Genomic DNA, 18,249 nt, shown 5'->3' with positions numbered 1-18,249 from the left:
GGGCCTCCCTGTTATTCTTTCGCGTCTTCTTCTTTCTTTTCTTCAGCAGGTTTTGCTTTAATGCCCGCTTCTTCCATAATAATCTTTTTGGCCTCTAGAAGCTGAGGATCATCTTTTTCTATTTTCAGGCGGAGTTCATCCATCACAGCGAATGCCGTGTCGCCTGTCAATACGCCTGTCGTTTCCAGTTCTTTGTCCTCCTGGAAAGTTTCAACCGCTTTTTCCATCTCGGCTTCGAATACGCCATCTACTTTGCCCACTTCATAGCCAAGGGCCTCCAGCATTTGTTCCGCTGTTTTCACTTGTTCAGAAATGGTGCCATCTTTCAGTTCAACAGATGGATCCAAAACAGATAGTGAAGCATAAGCTGGCAATGGAACTTCCACATCCGGCTCAATACCTTTTTCGTGGATCCAATTGCCGTCCGGCGTCAGCCATTTAGCGGTAGTGAATTTCAAATTCGAGCCATCTGTCATATCATTGGCAGTCTGAACCGTACCTTTGCCGAACGTCTTCTCGCCGACAAGCTTAACGTCTGCCGATTCGCTCATTGCTCCAGCAAGAATTTCAGAAGCTGAGGCACTTCCACCGTCGATCAAAAGCGTCACCGGGACTTTCACTTTATCGACCGATGAAGACATATAGATTTCAGGTTCTTCGCCTTTAGACTGCACTTCGAACATTTCTTTACCATCTTCAATAAAGAGGTCCGATATTTCAAGTGCAGTCGTCAGCAAACCGCCTGGGTTTTGCCGGACGTCCATGACCATTGCTTCCATGCCTTGTTCTTCCATATCAGCTATCGCTTTTTGCAATTCGTCGTACGTATTTTCAGAGAAGCTGGTCACTTGGATATGAGCGACATTGTCGCCGATCATTTCTGCATAAACCGTTTCAATTGGAATCTCATCGCGGACAATCTTGATTTGAATCGGATCCGCCAATTCGCCTCGTTGAACCGTCAATGTCACTTCCGTGCCTTTTTCACCACGAATCAACATGACCGCTTCGGATGCACTGAAACCTTGGATGCTTTCTCCATCGACTTCTGTGATTTTATCGCCCGGTTTGAGCCCGGCTTTTTCCGCAGGAGAATTCTTGATCGGAGCAACGATATTGATAAAGCCGTTGCGTTCCTGCACTTCTGCTCCTATTCCTTGGAAACTTGATGAAATTCCTTCCAAGAACTGCGAAGCTTCTTCTTCGTTCATATAATCCGAATATGGATCATCCAGCGACTCGATCATGCCATTGATAGCACCGTTGATGAGCTTATTGCTGTCGACATCTTCGTAATATTCGTTTTGAAGCTGATCATATGCTGTATACAGCTTTTGGAATTCTCTCCGCTCAGGGGAATTGACTTCTACCGCTTTGTCATCTCCGAAGGTCAAGGCAAAGACGGTCAGCCCTGCCGTAAATAGAATCAAAGTGAACACAAGCATTATAAAATAGAACGTCTTCATCCGAATAAAATGGGAGGGTTTTTCTTCAACTGGCTCGACCTGTTCGTGATCTTCGCCGGGACGCTTTTCATCCATTACTTTCACCACTTTCATTAATGCCATTCATGCTGTATCGATTTTATCAAGCTTTGGTGAATATTAAAAGAAAAAGACTGCCGAAACAGTCTTTTCCGCTATAAGCCCTACAAACGGCGAATCGCTTTCAACCTTTATTCCTGAATTGCTGCTTCAAGTGCAACGATGATCATATCGTTGAATGTTGTTTGGCGTTCTTCAGAAGTTGTCACTTCACCTGTCAGCAAGTGGTCGCTTACTGTCAAGATCGACAAAGCTTGGCGCCCGTATTTAGCCGCAAGGGTATAAAGTGCTGACGATTCCATTTCCAGTGCAAGAATGCCATATTCCGCCCATTTTTCATGCTCTGCATGGTCGTTGTAAAAAACGTCTTCCGTGAAGACATTCCCAACGCGCAAGCTCAAGCCTTTTTCCAATCCAGCATTATATGCTTTTAGCAATAAATCAAAATCAGCTGTTGGGGCATAAGAAATGCCTTTGAAAATGATTTCGTTCATTTTTGAGTCTGTTGAAGCGCTTTGTGCGATGATCACGTCACGCACTTTTACATCTTTGTGGATTGAACCGCAAGTGCCTACGCGGATCAGTTTTTTCACATCGTATTCGTTCATCAATTCAGTCACATAGATGGAAATTGAAGGTACGCCCATGCCAGTCCCTTGGACAGAAATGCGCTTCCCTTTGTATGTGCCTGTAAAACCGAACATATTGCGGACATCGTTATATTGCACAACATCTTCTAAAAATGTTTCAGCAATATACTTTGCGCGGAGTGGGTCTCCCGGCAATAAGATCGTATCGGCGATATCGCCTTTTTTTGCATTAATATGAACACTCATGTTAAAACCTCACTTTATTTTAGTCGTACTAATCATACTGTTTTTTTCTATGTTGTGCAACGCATTGCATTATAGCCCTTCATATTCCTCCCACATCGCATCGAAGGCTGACGCCTTTAGAACAGGATGTGCTTTTTCTTCAATATAACGCGACAGTAATTCGAAGTTATCAGAACTTCTTGGAAAGCTGTGATCCAAGAACATCGCATCCGCGAATCTGGAAAAGTCGTCTTCGACCAGCTTGCCGCGGTATTTTAACGCAAATTGATAAAACGAACGTTCCATCAAACAGCCTCCTTTTGAGAAAAATTAACAATTATATAAGTTGACCTGAAGAAGTTAATGTTCATACACCGCTTCGGTCGCTTTGGGCATGGCTCCCGCTATGAACCGAGAAGAACACTCGTCTCATAGCTTCGCCTAGCCCCTTGACGCGCCTCCGCTAAAAGATATCTCGATATGGAACAAAACAGCGGAGAAAACCATACTGCTCCTTTCCCTGTCCCTGCAACGCTGCGCTAGCTTCGGGACATGAAAATGCGTTGCATCGCTACGCTAGCTTCGGGACAAAAAGTACGTTGCAGTGCTGTGCACATCGTCGCAAAGGTATCTCCCAAATTCTTGGATCGATACCTTTGCAGCTGTTTTGCGGAATATCGACAACTAAAAAATCATTAGTTCAACTTATATAGCTTAATGTTTGAGCATATAAAAAGCCCGGACAGTTGCCCGGGCATCTCGTCATTCGAACAATTGCTTGTATTCGGATAAGCCTTCTGCGTCCAGCTGGTCTTTCGGTATGAACCGCAAAGATGCCGAATTGATGCAATAGCGCAAGCCGCCTAAAGACGACGGGCCATCCGGGAACAAATGCCCGAGATGCGAATCGGCTGTAGCGCTGCGCACTTCCGTCCGGCGCATGCCATGGCTGGTGTCGAAGCTTTCCTTGACTTCGGCACTTTCCAGCGGCTTCGCAAAGCTCGGCCAGCCGCAATGTGAATCGAATTTGTCTTTCGAGCTGAACAATGGTTTACCGGAAACGATATCCACATAAATGCCATCTTCAAAGAACTGGTCGTATTCGCCTTGGAAAGGCGGCTCCGTGCCGTTTTCCTGTGTCACGTGGTATTGCATCGGCGTCAATTTCGCTTTCAAATCTTCTTTCATGAATGTCCACCCCAATTTTTTTCAATAAATCCTGCACGTCCTGAACCGACAGAATAGCGGTTATAATGTGCAGGGTTTTTCTTATAATAATCCTGATGGTATTCTTCAGCCAAGTAAAACGGTTTGGCCGGCAGAATTTTGGTAGCAACCGGCTTTGCATATTTCCCTGAGTTATCTAATTCCTGTTTGGATTTTTCAGCTGCCAGCTTTTGTTCTTCAGAGTGATAAAAAATTGCCGTCTGATAGGATTGCCCCCGGTCAAAAAATTGGCCGCCTGCATCAGTCGGATCAATTTGAGTCCAAAAAATGTCGAGTAATTTTTCGTAAGGAAACACATCTGGCTGGAAAGTGATTTGCACGGCTTCGTAATGGCCTGTCGTCTCTGAACACACTTGCTCGTAGGTCGGATTTGGCAGATCGCCGCCTGTATAGCCGCTCACCACCGACTCGATGCCATCATATGAATCGAACGGCTTGACCATGCACCAAAAACAGCCGCCTGCGAATGTCGCTTTTTCAGTTTTCATCCTATCACTCCATTCTTATTGATTGATCGTCACTTTAAGCCGAATATCATCTTCTTCCAAATTAAAGGACGTTGCGCGGATTGATACACCATTGTCTATCGGAATCTCTGAAAGTTTCAGTAAAACTGTTTCGTCGCCCGGTGAAACGGACATGAAATCCGGCAATTCCACTGAATCCCGCAGAAGTTTAAGCGCTGATTCGGGTGGAATATCCAATAACCCGACCTCCACGGATTTTTGGACCAGCAGCAAATTGCCATCAGGCTGGACAACAGGATCAAACCTCAGCAAAATCGGCAAAGGCACTGAAAAAATCTCCAATTCCGACGATAAACTGACGTCTCCATTCACTGCCAAAGCCAAAGGAACCGGAGAATTATCCATTTCCCGCTGGATGTAGGTATTGGCAAGCCCTTCGAAATCCGCTTTGGTGACATTGATGATCAGTGAATTGCCGCTGCTGGCGGTAATTGGCGCCGTTTCAGAAACAGCCAGGTTATGGCCTTTAGCAGGGATGGTGATAATCATGAAGAACGCGATAATCGCCAAAAGATTTAAGCTAAGGGATATAAAAAACGCGAGGCGCCATAATTTCATCTATCGTCACTTCCTTAATCTTGGGAACTGAACCCACATTCGGCCATCCGCTCCAGTACCCGTTCGCTCATCAAATCATAGCCTTTGCTGTTCGGATGAAAAAAATCCGAATGGTACACCAGGTTATCATTTCCTTCGAACAAATCACTGACAGGCACAAAACAGGCCAGCGGGTCTTCTTCCACTATTTCTTCCATTGTATCGTTATATGCCTGAATAATCTCTTCAAACTCCTCGACCTCGTCTGTGACCAGCGAAAACGGATTATAAATTCCAACCGCTATTATAGGCACAGTCGGGTTGATTGAGCGTATGGAAGCAAATATCGTGCGGTAGCGATTTTCGTATAACACCAACTCATCCATGAAAGCTTCGAGGTTCAAAGAGAAAAGATCACGTTTGACGATTTTCATGACATCATTGCCGCCAATTGTCATCAATACGTAATCCGCTTCAGTCAACGGCCCGGTCAACGTCTCTTTCTGGAACATCGCCAGCAGCTGGTCACTCCGCCGCCCACGCTTCGCAGTATTGTCGACTATTGCATTTCGCACACCCGGCCAGCTGCTTATTTCAGTTGCAACCCGGCCGACATAGCCACCGCGGTTTTCTACATCTCCAACACCCTGTGACAGAGAATCGCCGACAGCCGTAATAACCAGTGCATCCGGCACGAAATTGGGCGGCACATAATAATTTGTGAATGCGGCAGGTTCACGGGGTGTCGCTTCTTCTTTTCCAAAAATGAAAGATGAGCTGCATCCGGTTAACATTACCGCAGTCAAAAGGACAATAAACAGGATGCGTTTCAAATGCTTTCTCCCCTTTTCTGGAATGTCTTTCTTTTATTCTGTGTAAAACATAAAGCCGATTGCGCCAATGCCGGTATGAGTTGAAATGACCGGTGTGGTGTAATCAAACTTGATGTCCGCAAAACCGCTTTCAATAATTCTTTCGCGAAGCGGTTCCGCCATCGCCAAACCTTCCGCATGAACGAGGCCGACCCCTTTGATGATTTTCTCCGCCGTCCGCTCTTTAAAATCGTTCATCAAATACTGGACGACTTGTTTATAGCTCCGTGCTTTTGCAACTGGCGTGTATTCTCCGCCGTCCAATGAAGCGATCGGCTTGATCTTCAAAAAAGAGCCGATCATGGCACGGCCTTTGCCGATTCTGCCGCCTTTGACGAGATTATCCAGCGTATCGACGACCACAAAAAGTTTCGTGTTTTCGCGGACATGATCCAATCGTGCAATAATTTCTTGCATCGTCTTGCCTTGTGCCGCCATTTCAGCAGCTTCAATCACTTGAAAAGCTAGTGCATAAGAAATGTATCTTGAATCGATGACCGTTACGTCAGCATCCGACAATTCCGCAGCAGTGCGTGCTGATTCAACCGTGCCGCTCATGCCCCCTGTCATATGAATCGACAAAACTTGGTCGCCGTCTTTTCCTAAGCGGTCATATAATTCTTTAAACACGCCAGGAGCAGGCTGTGAACTTTTTGGCAGCTGAGCTGATTTCCCCATCAGTTCAAGGAATTCTTTCGGCTGCAGATCCACCCGGTCCAAATAGGTTTTTCCATCAATGAGAATATTCAACGGCACGACATGCAAATTGTATTTTTCAATTACATCGGGCCTTAAATCTGAAGTTGAATCCGTAACAATATGAATTTTCGACATGAAATCACTCCTCTTGAACAAAGATATATAGACAATTCCTTATATGGGCTTGCCCGAAACAATTTCTTTTCCAGGCAACATCCATTGAGGCTTCTGGCATCAGCGAGAACTTGCCGCTAACGCCTTTTCAATGCGGGAGCGGACATCTGCCACCAGTTCTTTCGCCGTTTCCTGCGAAATGGCTGCGGCTGAAATCGGCTCCAAAACTTGTACAGCCACGTTCCCGGCCTTCACCTTATTATTATTTTTCTCCATAATTTCTGAGGTTCCGCTGATGGCAATCGGCACGATGGGAACGACTGAATCCTTTGCGATGCGCATAAATCCTGCTTTGAATTCTCCGAGCCCGCCGCCTTTGCTGCGGGTACCTTCAGGAAAAATCAGGATTGAATGGCCTTGCTGAAGCTTCTCGACTGTATCCCCAATCGACTTCAGCGCACTTCTTCGGTCGCTGCGGTCCAGAAACACACAATTCATTTCTTCCATATAAACCGGAATAACCGGAAATTTCTTGACTTCTTTTTTCGAAATAAACCCAAAAGGCTTCGGTATGGAAGACAACAGCACAGGAATGTCAAAATTGCCTTCATGATTGCTCACAAATAGCACTGCTCCTTGCGGCAAGTGTTCCAATCCAGTTACCGTAATTTTGCTTTTGGTCCTTTTCATGATGCCCGTTGCCCATTTTTGAGGTTCGGAATGAATCAGCGCATCGTATTCGGAAAGAGCCATCTCTTTTTTCTTAGCTTTGAATTTTTTTAAGTTGGCCGCCGCAAGCGGCAAATAGCCGAATAAATACGAAAAGGTCCTTAACGAGTTATACATCGGGCAATGACCGTTCCTTTCGTTCAAAAACCAGATAGGAAAAAGGGATATCTCCCGATAAGTGCTGTGCCGATTCCGACACTATCTGCCAGTCATCACCATATTCCGGGAAATACGTATCTCCTTCAAAATCTTTATGAATCAGCGTGATGTACAGACGGTCCGCAATTGGCAGCACCGACCGGAATATTTGCTCTCCGCCGATCACCATCACTTCTTCATGTACATTTTCTGCCAAGCGGATCGCGTCTTCAATCGTATGCACAACATCCGCGCCTTCTGCTTGATACTCTTCATTGCGGGTGACGATGATATTACGTCGTTTTGGCAGCGGACGCCCGATTGATTCGAACGTATTGCGCCCCATGACCATGCCTTTGCCGACTGTATGTTTTTTGAAATAGGCGAGATCTTCCGGTATGTGCCAGGGCAATTTATTGTCTTTGCCAATCACATAATTCGGATCGTGTGCCACCATCAATGAAATCATTTTGGCTCCCCCTTGTTCTCGTAAATTGCTTAGTCTTAAACCGCTACCGGCGCTTTAATGCGTGGATGCGGATCATAGCCTTCGATTGCAATGTCTTCCACTTCAAGCTCAAAGATGGATTTTTCATCCTCTGTAATTACCAGCGTCGGCAAAGCTTTTGGCGAACGCGTCAATTGTTCGTTAACTTGCTCCAGGTGATTGGAGTACAAGTGTGTGTCACCCGTTGTATAAACGAAGTCTCCTACAGCAAGCGAGCATTCCCGGGCAATAAGATGCGTCAGCAAAGCGTACGAAGCGATATTGAAGGGCATACCTAAAAACACATCCGCACTTCGCTGATATAGTTGGCAAGACAGCTTGCCATCTGCCACATAAAATTGGAACATGATGTGGCATGGCGGCAGCGCCATGTCCTCGATAAACTCCGGGTTCCAAGCAGTCACAATGTGCCGGCGGGAATCCGGATTTTTTTTAATGGAGTCAATGACATTTTTTAATTGGTCAATCGTGTCGCCATCTGTCTTAGCCCATGAGCGCCATTGCTTGCCATAAACCGGGCCAAGGTCTCCGTAGGTTTCCGCAAAACCGGTTTCGTTCAAGATCTTATCCTGAAAAATAAGCATCTGTTCTTTATAAAGCGCTGCGAATTCCTCGTCTGTATTCGCCTTTCGCCCGAAGTCCGCCATATCCGGCCCGCTATATTCCGCACTTTCCACCCATTGCGCAAATGCCCATTCGTCCCAAATATGATTATTTTCTTTTATCAGTGACTTTACGTTCGTATCGCCTTTGATGAACCATAGCAATTCGGAAGCAATCAACCGGAATGCCGTTTTTTTCGTTGTCATCAATGGAAATCCTTCAGCCAGATCAAAACGCATCTGATGGCCGAAGACACTTAATGTCCCCGTGCCCGTTCGGTCTTCTTTCGAAGCTCCATTATGTAAGATATGCTTGCATAAATCCAAATATTGTTCCATTTCAAGTCGCCTCCATTATTATATTAATCATAACAAAAATGTTCTTGAAAAAATATGAAAAAGGCGGCGCTGGACCCACAATCGGGTCAGCGCCGCCTCTTAACAGTGATTCATTATTAGAATTGCCTTACGAAAGCCATTTAGGTGGTGTATTTTTAGACCAGTAAATGTCTCCTAATGTGATATGCTGCTGAAAATTGTCGTCTGCCACATGGTAATGGAAGTTGAAAAAGTATCCTTGCTGCGGTTTTTTCTCCGTTCTCACATGAAAGCGGATAGCATCTTTATTTGTTTCCATATCGTAGATATGAAAAATCTTTTCTGCATGGTCGCCGGAAGGTTTTTCGGAAATGGCCAGTTTTCTCAATTCGGCGCTGCCCATTTTCGCCAAGTGCATATCGATGGCCTGTTGCATATTCGGCAAGATGGCCCTTTGAAATTCTTCGCCGATAATCGGGCCGATGCGGCTGCCGAATTTCAAATAGGCCTGCTCTTCGGCAGATTTATGTACAGTATGAAGAATGGAAGGATCTGCGAAATAAAATTCGCCGGGATCAATCCAGTCATAAAGAACTTGTTTATCCTTTTCCTGTGCAGGCTGTGAATCATTATGTGCTTTGTCATCCAAAAGTGATTCCCATAGCATATGGCTCGGGGGAATTGCACCCAATGTCAACACGGCAACTGCAATCATCAATGACTTCTGCCACCATTTATTCATCTGCATCACCTTCAATTTTGAACATTTTATAAAACTTTGACAAATGCTTATGCTTTATTATACGTTTTTCATGGGTAAAGGTTTCATCTTCTTGAAAATCATTGTACAATAAAGTTAATCATTTAGCTCTGTTTTTTCGAAATAAAGGAGGAAAATTCCATGGATGCATCATTACTTATCGGTTTAGGACTATTATTTATGCTTGGATATTTGACATCTTTAAGCTTCACTGACTAATTTCTCTCCCTCGGCACTGCCGGGAAGTGCAAACAAGCGAAGAATTGAAAAGGCCGACGGAAGATTCTTTTATCTTCCGTCGGCCTTTTTATTTATTTCGGCAATCGATGACGCCGTAATGGAATTTCGTATTCGGGCGAACGCGCCTGTTGAAACCGAATGCCTCAAAATCGACAGAGCGGAAATGCGCTTTTAAGACGACGCTTTTCTTTGCCGAACGCACAGCTTCGTCGACCCAGCGCTTTGTAAGCTGGCCTGTATCAGCCGCAGTGCGTACGGGCCGGAAATTGGAAGATTCACTGATCTCATTGGTGAACATCGGATCCATGTATATGACATCGACCGCGTTGTCAGGCAGAGAGGCGAGATAGTCTACAGAATCTCCGGACACCACTTCAATCCGTCTCATTGCCTCAACTAAATGCGGCATGGCTGTGTATTCCTTCAGCCCTTTGCCGATGATATAGGCGAATGCGGGATTGCTTTCACATCCTGTGACACTGCCTCCAGCTCCGACAAATTGCGACACAACAATTGCATCAGATGCCATGCCCAATGTGCAATCGACAAATGAATCTCCTGCCGCGATGCCGGAAACCTCTATTAGCGGGTCCTGATGGATGGGGCGTTTTGTGCGGAAGGCGGATGAACTCGGATGAAAAAAGAACGGCTCCGTTTCGCCCAATGGGTAAAACTCAAGCCGTTCCCTTGCAGCCACAAGCACATCCGCCTTTTCTTCGGCATGGAGCTTTTCGATGGAACGCTTATTGCGGACAACAAACGGAATACCGAGATCTTGAGCGGCCTGCGCGGCATTCTGATCCGTTATCCCGTTCGGCCGGTAAGCTGTTGTGGCAATCATTTTCACTGAGCAGCTACCTGCTCCAGCACCTGCGTCAAATGGCTGGAAATATGCTCAACAGAATGGTCCTCAATCTGTTCACGCGGAATGAAATATGCCAACTCGCCATCTTTTATCACAGCAATAGATGGTGATGAAGGCGGAACTTCATCAAAAAAGCTGCGCATCTGCTCGGTCGCTTCTTTATCTTGCCCGGCAAAAACCGTCACCAAATGGTCTGGCTTTGCAGCAGTTCCTTTTAGCGCTTCAATTACTCCTGGACGTGCAAGTCCAGCGGCACAGCCGCAAATTGAATTGATGACAACCAGGCTGGTGCCTGACGCTTCAGCCATGAAATTATTGACCTCTTCAGCTGTCAGCAATTCTTTGAACCCTTCTTTAGCTAACTCTTGGCGCATCGGAACTACGATGCCTTTCATATATTCATCATATGCATTCATTAATAACATCCCCCTGTAACTTCGGATTTCTCTCTTTCATTCTACCCCAAATAAACTTTGGTTTCATCAATAGCCGCTCCAACCCAGTTTTAGTCTTCCAAAAACGAACTTTTCACATGAAAATAACCTTTAGTTCGAATATTCTAAAACTAGTATTACATTTTCATGTTTTTTGAAAAATAGAGCAGATTTTTGACATTCTATGTGGTATGTTAGAGAAAATAATATGCATCACAATCTTCATACCAGCTTTCCAGTTCCGGAAAGGAGAATGTAAAATGTCACTAGATAGCATAAAAGAAATGCTCAAGACTGTACATTATTACAACACGGTTAATATCACCCAAACGTTCAGTAAAGGTGAAGATGCTGTCATTACAGCGAGATGCATTAAAAACACCAACATCCTTGAGATCACTTTTTACGAAGAGCAGAAAGTGGAGCAATTCACCTGCATTGAAAAAGCAGCCGCGGCAATCGACCGGGCAATCAACTCGAACCAGTATTCTACAAACTCCTGAACCTTTCAGGAGTTTTTTTTATTCTATCTGCGTTGCCTTCCCTGTATTTCTACACAGCTTCAAGGCCACAAAAAAGAAAAGCCACCGGAAAGCCACCGGCAGCTTGCAACTCATTTCCCATTTTCCTTTTCGGCATAGTGCCCATTGATGAAACCGAGCATTTCCTCGAAAAGATCCCCTTCATACCATACATATGGAATCTTCTGTTCCACACCAGCTTTATCCATTTCAAGGCTCGTTGCCGATAATTGGACAATCTGCGCATCATCGGTTGCGGACTCTTCGTTGAGTTCTTTCCCTGCGAAATGCTTTTTTACCCTTTCGTAAAATTGATCTCGTTCGCTGTCGCTGCTGAATTCCCAAGAATCGTATTTTCCCTGGTGCAATAATTCAATGGAATAAATATTTCCGCTCATTTGAATTTCCCCCTCTTTTGCGTTTACCAAGTTTATCAATATACAAAGCAGTTCCCTGTTTCAACTGTTTTGAAAACCTTTATGCAAAATAAAAAACCAGCGGCTAATGGAAAGCCGCTGGCTGAATGGGTCACTTTTCTTCTTTCATCGCTTGGCGGGCTTCGGTCATTTGCTTCCACACCGAGCCTTTTGCGTCTTCCCCTTGGGCAATCCGCGCGATTGCCATCTTCACTTGCAGCTTCACTTCAAACTCCGGATCGTCGGCCGCTTGTTCCAAAGCAGGCAGCGAAGCTTCTGTTCCGCTTTCATACAGGAACATCGCTGCACGCCAGCGCACCAATTTGTTTTTATCCGATAATGCTTCCGCCATGACCGGCTCAAATTCTGTGAAACCCAGATCGCTGATCGTGTCGCCTGCAGTTCTGCGCACGGCCCAGCTCTTGTCTTTCATCGCCTGCCCAATATAAGGGACGACCGTTTTGTCTTTAATATCGCCGAGGAAAATGACGGCTTGGCGGCGGATGGACATCTTTTCATCTGCCAATGCTTTCGCAAGCAATGGCACGTCGTCAAGTTCTCCTTCGGCCATCTGGTCGAGCAGCTGGAACCGCGTTTCCCAGTCCGGCACATCAAATTCTTCAAGGCTGACTTTGCGGCCTCTAGCTAATGCAGGAGCCGCCTCTGATGTTTTAGCGCCTGCCATTTCAAGAAGGCGCTCTTCCGGGTATGCAGCGTCAAGTTCTTCTGCGACATGCTGACCAATTTCTTCTTTTTCACCGTAGCGCACGCCATAATCGGCCCATTTGCGCTGCAGCAAGTAATTTTCTTCCGTCGGGTCCATCACCGCATTCATCGCTTGGATAAAACGTTCAGGCATCGCGAATCGTTTTTCGGATTCATTGTCAAAAACCTTTACTTGAAGCGGTATGCCTTTAAACTGCTGCACATGGACATATACTTCGCCAAAATGCTCGTCGATGCTGATTTCTTCGTCCACATTGCTGCTTTGCTCACCGAATGCACGGCGGACTTCCGCTAAAATATTTTCCCACTCAAATTTCGGATTCCGCTCGACTGCCAAAAAATCCGCTACATGATAAACGCCTTTGACGCCTTCGATTTCAAGGATCTTGGCAATTTCAGCGGGAGCAGTTTGCACATTCGCCAAAGTATAATTATGGCTTTTGCCGAACGGCAGCTCCTGATCTATGATCACTTTCATCGTATTCGGGCTAGGGGTCGGTTCGATCATTTTGATTTTCATGAAAAAAATTCCTCCTGGTTTTAGGATTTATGCCTCCGCAAGTTCCTGAAGGTATGTCCAGCGTTCGATCAACTGATCGTATTGCTCGGTCAATGCATCAATTTCCTGAGTCAGTTTGTCCAGTTTTTCAAAATCAGAGCCGGCTGCAGCCATCTTGCCTTCCTGCTCTTCAATTTTCGCTTCAACACCTGAAATATCCTCAAGAATCGTCTTATACTCCAATTGCTCTTTATATGTCATTTTCTTTTTATCTGCTGCCGCCTTAGCCGTTTCAAACTGCACCGGTTCTGGCTGTGCAGCCGCTTTTTCGACAGGGGCTGCTTTTTCTTTAATAAAATCAGAATACAAGACTTGGTATTCCAGGATTTCACCTGTGCCAGTCGTCCATAATTTGCGCGCAATCCGGTCAAGGAAAAAGCGGTCATGGGAAATCGTGAGGACGACGCCAGGGAAGTTTTCAAGGAAATCTTCCAATACCGAAAGCGTCTGGATATCCAAATCATTGGTCGGCTCATCGAGCAGCAAAATGTTCGGCTGCTCCATCAATAGTTTAAGCAGGTAAAGCCGCTTGCGCTCTCCGCCAGACAATTTGCCGATTTGCGTGCCGTGGCCGTTTGAAGGGAACAAGAAACGCTCAAGCATTTGCGTGGCGGACAGGCGCACGCCTTTTGCCGCTTCGTAGTCACTTGAGATTTCCTGGATGTATTCAATCATCCGCTGGGATTCGTCCATCTCCGGCAGATGCTGCGTGAAATGCGCAATCTTCACAGTGCTGCCGTATTCCAGCTTGCCTTCAGTGGGTTGGTACTCGCCCGCAAGAATTTTCATCAATGTCGATTTTCCTGCGCCATTCGGCCCGACAATGCCGATCCGGTCTCCGCCCTGCATCAGGAAATTGAAATTCCGGAAGATTTGCTTGTCGCCGAATGACATGCCGACATTTTCGCCTTCGATGATTTTTTTGCCGAGGCGCTGGCTTTGCATGGATAATTCAAGCGATGTGTTGTCGTTTTCTTTTTGGACACTGTCCTGGATTTCCTCGAAACGCTGGATGCGCGCTTTTTGCTTCGTTGAACGGGCTTTCGCACCGCGGCGGATCCATTTCAATTCAGAGCGGAAACGGTTTTCCAATTTTTGCTGAGAAGAAGCGGCCATTTCGTCTCTGATGGCTTTATTTTCAAGGTAATCGCCGTAATTTCCTTTGTGGCTATAAAGTGTCTGGTCTGCCAATTCGAAAATATGCGTTGAAACGGCGTCCAGGAAATAACGGTCATGCGTGACAAACAGCATAGCGCTGTTCATGCGCAGCAAGGTTTCCTGCAGCCATTCTGTTGAAACAGCGTCCAGATGGTTGGTCGGCTCATCCAATAAGATCAAGTCAGCCGGTTCGATCAGCGCTTTCGCCAAAGCCACGCGTTTGCGCTGGCCGCCTGACAATTCGCTGATTTGCTGGTCGTACATGTCGATTCCCAGTTTGGACAAAGCCGTTTTCGCCAAGGCGTTGATGTCCCACGCATTGTCCTGCTCCATGCCTTCCTGGATTTTCATCAATTCATCCTGCAATTGCGTCGAACTGGAATCTGCCATCATGTTTTTCAATGCCTGCTCATAGGAACGGTTCAACGCCAAGATCGGCGAATCGCCTGAGAACACGGTTTCAAGAACAGTCAACGATTCGTCAAATTCCGGTTCTTGCATCAAATACGTGATGCGGTATTTTTTCGGGTGGTCCATGACGATAGAGTCTGCTTCCATGTCGCCTGAGAGAATCGACATCAATGTTGATTTCCCCGTGCCGTTGACGCCGATCAGGCCTGCGCGTTCTCCTGGATACAAAGAAAATTCAACATTTTTGAAAAGCGTTTTCGCTCCAACTGTCTTCGTTAAGTTCGTAATATTTAAGTGGCTCATTTATTCCCATCCGTTTCTTTTTTTAGTTGCTCTAAAAAGGATAGCATAAATTGATGGCGTTCTTCAGCAATCTGCTTTCCTGCGGCGGTGTTCATCGTGTTTTTCAATAACAGGAGCTTTTCGTAAAAATGCGTTGCGCTGCTTGTCGGAGCTGACCGGTACTCTTCTTCGGTCATTTCGCCGCGCGGTTTTTCTTGCCAATCATATAACTTGCGGCCTTTTGCGCCGCCGTATGCGAATGTGCGTGCGATGCCGACTGCTCCAATTGCATCTAGTCGGTCTGCGTCCTGGACAATTTCCGCTTCAATGGAGGCCGGTGCGATACCGTTGCCGCCTTTGAATGAAACGGAACCGATAATTTCTTTAATGCGCCGCTTCTGCATTCCCGTTAGTTCCAGGCTGTCCAAAATCGCCGATTCCGGGTCTTCCCCGCCCTGCGCATATTTCGGATCCGAAACGTCGTGCAAAATCACTGCGATGTCAATCAGGAAACCGTCCGCCGTTTCCTGCGCCAAAATGGCGTTTGCATTTTGTCTGACCCGTTCGATATGCTGCCAATCGTGGCTGGCGTCGAACCGATCGTATATTTTCCGTGCCGCTCTTTCACACTCGTTGATTACGTTCTGCATGTAATTTTTAGCTCCTTTACTTCTATTATAAACGGTATTCCATGCTGCCCGCTTTTCTTTTCCCGTTAGATTGACGATTTGGCACGCTTAATGTATAGTATAGCCATCCATTAAAAGGTTTTTTAATGGTGCCACGGCAAGACTCAATAATAGGGGGAACGCGCATGCACCAAGGCACAGTTAAATGGTTCAACTCAGAAAAAGGTTATGGGTTTATTGAACATAATAATGGTGATGACGTCTTCGTCCACTTTACCGGCATCCAAGGTGACGGCTTCAGGACACTCGAAGAAGGCAAACCCGTGTCTTTTGAAATTATTGACGGCAATCGTGGTCCGCAGGCAGCAAATGTGGTCGAGATCACCAATTAAAACAGTATAGCTTTTTTGCTTTAGAGACCTGCGGAATTCTACCTGGTCTCTTTTTTTATGCGATGGCGCATTTGCCGTCTTTTTTGTAAGACCCACCGCTCGATCCGCATAAAAGCCGGCGGCGGATAGTTCCGCCGCCGGCTTTGCCGGTCGATCATTTATGGCTAGTGCCAACTTTATTTAATTCATTTCCCAAAAATTGCAGTTGAGCGCCGACGGAACAATTGCTGATGCAAAAACGGTGAGCGGCGGTTTTGCCTTGCTCTTTTCGAATTTGCTTGCGTACGAAACACCCTTCGCAATAGGTTTCCATCATGCCGTCAATCTCGTTGATAATTGAAAGCTTGTCCAAGCTGTCACCCCTCTAAATTGCCGTTCGTTTATTTTACTACTGATTTGTCATTTAATGCAACAATAGTTATACTAGCAAAGGATAATTTCACTTTTTGCGGCGGTTCGTAAACTCCCGCCTCACCAAAACTAAGGAGGACCATCATTGTTTAACGAATTTTTAGGATTGGGCTTCGCCCTGATCAATTTCATCCTTATGCTCATCATGTATAAGGTTTTCGGCAAGACCGGCTTGTTCGCTTGGGTAGCCATTTCGACAGTCCTGGCAAATATCCAAGTGACCAAAACCATCGAGATCTTGGCGCTGACTGCCACGCTCGGCAATAGCCTTTATGCTTCGACTTTTCTGGCAACCGACATATTAAATGAAAAATACGGCAAAAAAGACGCACGCAAAGCCGTGTGGCTCGGCTTTGCCTCACTGCTTATCATGGTTGTTGTCATGCAATTCGGGTTGAAATTCATACCAGCGGAAAGCGACATTGCGGACGATTCTCTGCACACGATCTTCGGTTTGGTGCCCCAAATCGCCCTTGGCAGCATGATCGCCTATCTTGCCAGCCAGCACATCGATGTCATCATCTTTTCAGCAATCCGCAAAGTGTTTCCGAAAGACAGCCAATTTTGGATCCGCAATAACGGTTCCACGCTGATCAGCCAATTGATTGATACGCTCATTTTCACAAGCATCGCGTTTTATGGCGTATTCCCATTCGATATTTGGCTTGAAATATTCATTTCGACATACATCCTTAAATTCATCGTGACTGTACTCGCAACACCGTTCGGCTATATGGCGAAAGCGATAAAACCAATCGACGAAAAGCAGGTGTGACCATGCTGGAAGTTTTTGTAGATGCTGCGACAGCCGGCGACCCGAAAGTCAGTGCCGCCGGCATTTTCATCAAAGGTGAAGGGCACCTCCTCAAGAAAAGCCGATACCTTGGCGAAATGGACAATCACACAGCGGAATTTGCTGCTCTGGTCATCGGGCTCGAGATGGCGAAAGAATTGACCAGCGGAATGGTGTCCATCAAATCCGATTCCCAGGTCACGGTAGATGCATTTGAACGTGAGTTTACGAAAAACGCGAAGTTCAAGCCGCTGCTCGCACAAGCGCTTGACCTGGCGGCACATTTTGACTATTGCTTTATCAAATGGATCCCCGATTCCCAGAACCGTGCCGCCGATGACCTCGCCCGTACGGAGCTGCGGTCCCATAGAAGATAACACGCTCCCGCTAGTTCAGCGGGAGTTTTTTCTTTTTGCTCTTTTCACTGCGCTTAAACGTACTTATCTATCCGAAAACAAGCGCAGCGTTGAAGGGACTTGGACTAGAGCATTATTTTCGATGGAATTGTTCGGGAATTGCGCCTTTCCTCTCTTTATCAAGTTAACTTAATGGAGAACTAGTTTTTGGCAGACGCTTTATGGAAAGTCTGGTAAACTTGAAGCAGTTGAATTAAATGGGGGAAAATTATGAGATCAAAAATTGGAATTGTACTCGATATTTTCATTTTAGTAATCGGACCTTGGATTCTTTACACCCGCATCATTGAAATCATGGAGCGCGGCGTTTCGGTGTACCCGGTAATTTCCATCATCATAATCTCACTTGCAATCGCATTTTCTATTTATAATCTGTACTTGGCGCTTTCATCGCGCCAGCAGCGCAACCCGAAAAAATAGTTTGAAAAGGTGATTCCATTGCATTCGGTTTTATTTTACATTATCCCTATCGTGATTTACTTGGTGGTCAATAATTTGGTTGACCATCTATACTGGCCGCATTTCCTGGCTCTGCTGTTATCGTTTTTGGTGTTTCAGCTCGTCAGGGTGCGTTATCCGAAAGACAGCATACCGCTATATGCAAAA

At 45.9% G+C, this 18,249-nt stretch carries 24 protein-coding genes; 5 read left to right on the top strand and 19 right to left on the bottom strand.

What is annotated here, in order from left to right; genetic code table 11:
• Window positions 1-11: 11 nt before the first annotated feature.
• The 14 genes from EGV91_RS05155 to EGV91_RS05090 all read right to left on the bottom strand — a co-directional run bounded on the left by EGV91_RS05155 (window position 12) and on the right by EGV91_RS05090 (window position 10,911).
• Window positions 12-1,541, bottom strand: a complete 1,530-nt coding sequence (locus EGV91_RS05155; RefSeq protein ID WP_135501346.1) for a lmo1851 family serine protease — start codon at window positions 1,539-1,541, stop codon at window positions 12-14.
• A 134-nt stretch (window positions 1,542-1,675) separates the two neighbouring features.
• Complete coding sequence (gene deoD / locus EGV91_RS05150) at window positions 1,676-2,380, bottom strand: purine-nucleoside phosphorylase (RefSeq protein WP_135501344.1); 705 nt, start codon at window positions 2,378-2,380, stop codon at window positions 1,676-1,678.
• 69 nt (window positions 2,381-2,449) lie between these two features.
• Window positions 2,450-2,665 (bottom strand): YozE family protein, encoded by a 216-nt coding sequence (locus tag EGV91_RS05145; RefSeq protein WP_135501342.1) that lies wholly within the window; start codon window positions 2,663-2,665, stop codon window positions 2,450-2,452.
• Window positions 2,666-3,121: 456 nt separating this feature from the next.
• Entirely contained in the window at window positions 3,122-3,547 is a 426-nt protein-coding gene (msrB, locus tag EGV91_RS05140; RefSeq protein ID WP_135501340.1) for a peptide-methionine (R)-S-oxide reductase MsrB, read from the bottom strand.
• On the bottom strand, window positions 3,544-4,074 hold the full coding sequence (gene msrA / locus EGV91_RS05135) for a peptide-methionine (S)-S-oxide reductase MsrA (RefSeq protein ID WP_135501338.1): 531 nt from the start codon (window positions 4,072-4,074) through the stop codon (window positions 3,544-3,546). Before msrA ends, msrB begins: the two co-directional genes overlap by 4 nt.
• A 15-nt stretch (window positions 4,075-4,089) precedes the next feature.
• A complete protein-coding gene (locus EGV91_RS05130) occupies window positions 4,090-4,671 on the bottom strand; it encodes a YpmS family protein (protein WP_135501336.1) in 582 nt (193 codons plus the stop codon).
• A 14-nt stretch (window positions 4,672-4,685) separates the two neighbouring features.
• Window positions 4,686-5,483, bottom strand: a complete 798-nt coding sequence (locus EGV91_RS05125; RefSeq protein WP_135501334.1) for a GDSL-type esterase/lipase family protein — start codon at window positions 5,481-5,483, stop codon at window positions 4,686-4,688.
• Between the two features lie 33 nt (window positions 5,484-5,516).
• Entirely contained in the window at window positions 5,517-6,356 is an 840-nt protein-coding gene (locus tag EGV91_RS05120; RefSeq protein ID WP_135501332.1) for a DegV family protein, read from the bottom strand.
• A gap of 99 nt (window positions 6,357-6,455) precedes the next feature.
• Complete coding sequence (locus EGV91_RS05115) at window positions 6,456-7,181, bottom strand: lysophospholipid acyltransferase family protein (protein ID WP_135501330.1); 726 nt, start codon at window positions 7,179-7,181, stop codon at window positions 6,456-6,458.
• Window positions 7,174-7,671 (bottom strand): dihydrofolate reductase, encoded by a 498-nt coding sequence (locus tag EGV91_RS05110; protein ID WP_135501329.1) that lies wholly within the window; start codon window positions 7,669-7,671, stop codon window positions 7,174-7,176. Before EGV91_RS05110 ends, EGV91_RS05115 begins: the two co-directional genes overlap by 8 nt.
• Window positions 7,672-7,706: 35 nt before the next feature.
• Window positions 7,707-8,651, bottom strand: coding sequence for a thymidylate synthase (locus EGV91_RS05105; protein WP_135501327.1), 945 nt, complete (start codon window positions 8,649-8,651; stop codon window positions 7,707-7,709).
• A gap of 127 nt (window positions 8,652-8,778) precedes the next feature.
• A complete protein-coding gene (locus EGV91_RS05100) occupies window positions 8,779-9,372 on the bottom strand; it encodes a YpjP family protein (RefSeq protein WP_135501325.1) in 594 nt (197 codons plus the stop codon).
• A 325-nt stretch (window positions 9,373-9,697) separates the two neighbouring features.
• The gene (locus EGV91_RS05095) at window positions 9,698-10,471 is read right to left on the bottom strand and encodes a class I SAM-dependent methyltransferase (protein ID WP_221300781.1); all 774 of its coding nucleotides are present in this window, start codon (window positions 10,469-10,471) and stop codon (window positions 9,698-9,700) included.
• Between the two features lie 2 nt (window positions 10,472-10,473).
• Window positions 10,474-10,911 carry a BrxA/BrxB family bacilliredoxin gene (locus EGV91_RS05090; protein WP_135501321.1) on the bottom strand — a complete coding sequence of 146 codons (438 nt, stop codon included), beginning with the start codon at window positions 10,909-10,911 and terminating at the stop codon, window positions 10,474-10,476.
• Window positions 10,912-11,189: 278 nt separating this feature from the next.
• On the opposite strand from EGV91_RS05090, the gene EGV91_RS05085 reads away from it, so the two are divergent.
• Window positions 11,190-11,432 (top strand): hypothetical protein, encoded by a 243-nt coding sequence (locus EGV91_RS05085; RefSeq protein ID WP_135501319.1) that lies wholly within the window; start codon window positions 11,190-11,192, stop codon window positions 11,430-11,432.
• A gap of 110 nt (window positions 11,433-11,542) precedes the next feature.
• Here EGV91_RS05085 and EGV91_RS05080 read toward each other — a convergent pair whose 3' ends face one another.
• From EGV91_RS05080 to EGV91_RS05065, 4 genes are all read right to left on the bottom strand, one after another.
• A complete protein-coding gene (locus tag EGV91_RS05080) occupies window positions 11,543-11,848 on the bottom strand; it encodes a hypothetical protein (protein WP_135501317.1) in 306 nt (101 codons plus the stop codon).
• A gap of 130 nt (window positions 11,849-11,978) precedes the next feature.
• Window positions 11,979-13,112 carry a conserved virulence factor C family protein gene (locus EGV91_RS05075; RefSeq protein ID WP_135501315.1) on the bottom strand — a complete coding sequence of 378 codons (1,134 nt, stop codon included), beginning with the start codon at window positions 13,110-13,112 and terminating at the stop codon, window positions 11,979-11,981.
• A gap of 27 nt (window positions 13,113-13,139) precedes the next feature.
• On the bottom strand, window positions 13,140-15,023 hold the full coding sequence (locus tag EGV91_RS05070; protein WP_135501313.1) for an ABC-F family ATP-binding cassette domain-containing protein: 1,884 nt from the start codon (window positions 15,021-15,023) through the stop codon (window positions 13,140-13,142).
• Complete coding sequence (locus EGV91_RS05065; RefSeq protein ID WP_135501311.1) at window positions 15,020-15,652, bottom strand: HD domain-containing protein; 633 nt, start codon at window positions 15,650-15,652, stop codon at window positions 15,020-15,022. The genes EGV91_RS05070 and EGV91_RS05065 overlap by 4 nt, the downstream gene beginning before the upstream one ends.
• Window positions 15,653-15,816: 164 nt before the next feature.
• Here EGV91_RS05065 and EGV91_RS05060 point away from each other — a divergent pair, with 164 nt between their 5' ends.
• Window positions 15,817-16,023 (top strand): cold-shock protein, encoded by a 207-nt coding sequence (locus EGV91_RS05060; protein WP_135501309.1) that lies wholly within the window; start codon window positions 15,817-15,819, stop codon window positions 16,021-16,023.
• A 154-nt stretch (window positions 16,024-16,177) separates the two neighbouring features.
• On the opposite strand, the gene EGV91_RS05055 is transcribed toward EGV91_RS05060, so the two are convergent.
• The gene (locus EGV91_RS05055; RefSeq protein WP_135501307.1) at window positions 16,178-16,375 is read right to left on the bottom strand and encodes a zinc-finger domain-containing protein; all 198 of its coding nucleotides are present in this window, start codon (window positions 16,373-16,375) and stop codon (window positions 16,178-16,180) included.
• Window positions 16,376-16,519: 144 nt separating this feature from the next.
• On the opposite strand from EGV91_RS05055, the gene EGV91_RS05050 reads away from it, so the two are divergent.
• The 3 genes from EGV91_RS05050 to EGV91_RS05040 all read left to right on the top strand — a co-directional run bounded on the left by EGV91_RS05050 (window position 16,520) and on the right by EGV91_RS05040 (window position 18,063).
• Window positions 16,520-17,209 (top strand): queuosine precursor transporter, encoded by a 690-nt coding sequence (locus EGV91_RS05050; RefSeq protein ID WP_135501305.1) that lies wholly within the window; start codon window positions 16,520-16,522, stop codon window positions 17,207-17,209.
• Window positions 17,210-17,211: 2 nt separating this feature from the next.
• Entirely contained in the window at window positions 17,212-17,604 is a 393-nt protein-coding gene (locus EGV91_RS05045; RefSeq protein WP_135501303.1) for a ribonuclease HI family protein, read from the top strand.
• Window positions 17,605-17,853: 249 nt separating this feature from the next.
• On the top strand, window positions 17,854-18,063 hold the full coding sequence (locus EGV91_RS05040; RefSeq protein ID WP_135501301.1) for a hypothetical protein: 210 nt from the start codon (window positions 17,854-17,856) through the stop codon (window positions 18,061-18,063).
• Window positions 18,064-18,249: the final 186 nt, after the last annotated feature.

The organism is Planococcus koreensis (assembly GCF_004761975.1).
GTDB classification, from domain to species: Bacteria; Bacillota; Bacilli; order Bacillales_A; family Planococcaceae; genus Planococcus; species Planococcus koreensis.
This window is presented reverse-complemented; position numbering and strand designations above follow the sequence as displayed.

Bases quoted from the DNA above. Each gene is read 5' to 3' on its own strand.
- EGV91_RS05045 (WP_135501303.1), top strand. From the start codon at position 17,212: ATGCTGGAAGTTTTTGTAGATGCTGCGACAGCCGGCGACCCGAAAGTC.
- msrA (WP_135501338.1), bottom strand. From the start codon at position 4,074: ATGAAAACTGAAAAAGCGACATTCGCAGGCGGCTGTTTTTGGTGCATG.
- EGV91_RS05105 (WP_135501327.1), bottom strand. From the start codon at position 8,651: ATGGAACAATATTTGGATTTATGCAAGCATATCTTACATAATGGAGCT.
- EGV91_RS05060 (WP_135501309.1), top strand. From the start codon at position 15,817: ATGCACCAAGGCACAGTTAAATGGTTCAACTCAGAAAAAGGTTATGGG.
- EGV91_RS05095 (WP_221300781.1), bottom strand. From the start codon at position 10,471: ATGATTGCCACAACAGCTTACCGGCCGAACGGGATAACGGATCAGAAT.
- EGV91_RS05115 (WP_135501330.1), bottom strand. From the start codon at position 7,181: ATGTATAACTCGTTAAGGACCTTTTCGTATTTATTCGGCTATTTGCCG.
- EGV91_RS05075 (WP_135501315.1), bottom strand. From the start codon at position 13,112: ATGAAAATCAAAATGATCGAACCGACCCCTAGCCCGAATACGATGAAA.
- EGV91_RS05080 (WP_135501317.1), bottom strand. From the start codon at position 11,848: ATGAGCGGAAATATTTATTCCATTGAATTATTGCACCAGGGAAAATAC.
- EGV91_RS05130 (WP_135501336.1), bottom strand. From the start codon at position 4,671: ATGAAATTATGGCGCCTCGCGTTTTTTATATCCCTTAGCTTAAATCTT.
- EGV91_RS05070 (WP_135501313.1), bottom strand. From the start codon at position 15,023: ATGAGCCACTTAAATATTACGAACTTAACGAAGACAGTTGGAGCGAAA.
- EGV91_RS05065 (WP_135501311.1), bottom strand. From the start codon at position 15,652: ATGCAGAACGTAATCAACGAGTGTGAAAGAGCGGCACGGAAAATATAC.
- deoD (WP_135501344.1), bottom strand. From the start codon at position 2,380: ATGAGTGTTCATATTAATGCAAAAAAAGGCGATATCGCCGATACGATC.
- EGV91_RS05040 (WP_135501301.1), top strand. From the start codon at position 17,854: ATGAGATCAAAAATTGGAATTGTACTCGATATTTTCATTTTAGTAATC.
- EGV91_RS05155 (WP_135501346.1), bottom strand. From the start codon at position 1,541: ATGGATGAAAAGCGTCCCGGCGAAGATCACGAACAGGTCGAGCCAGTT.
- EGV91_RS05100 (WP_135501325.1), bottom strand. From the start codon at position 9,372: ATGAATAAATGGTGGCAGAAGTCATTGATGATTGCAGTTGCCGTGTTG.
- EGV91_RS05120 (WP_135501332.1), bottom strand. From the start codon at position 6,356: ATGTCGAAAATTCATATTGTTACGGATTCAACTTCAGATTTAAGGCCC.
- EGV91_RS05110 (WP_135501329.1), bottom strand. From the start codon at position 7,671: ATGATTTCATTGATGGTGGCACACGATCCGAATTATGTGATTGGCAAA.
- EGV91_RS05145 (WP_135501342.1), bottom strand. From the start codon at position 2,665: ATGGAACGTTCGTTTTATCAATTTGCGTTAAAATACCGCGGCAAGCTG.
- EGV91_RS05085 (WP_135501319.1), top strand. From the start codon at position 11,190: ATGTCACTAGATAGCATAAAAGAAATGCTCAAGACTGTACATTATTAC.
- EGV91_RS05090 (WP_135501321.1), bottom strand. From the start codon at position 10,911: ATGAATGCATATGATGAATATATGAAAGGCATCGTAGTTCCGATGCGC.
- msrB (WP_135501340.1), bottom strand. From the start codon at position 3,547: ATGAAAGAAGATTTGAAAGCGAAATTGACGCCGATGCAATACCACGTG.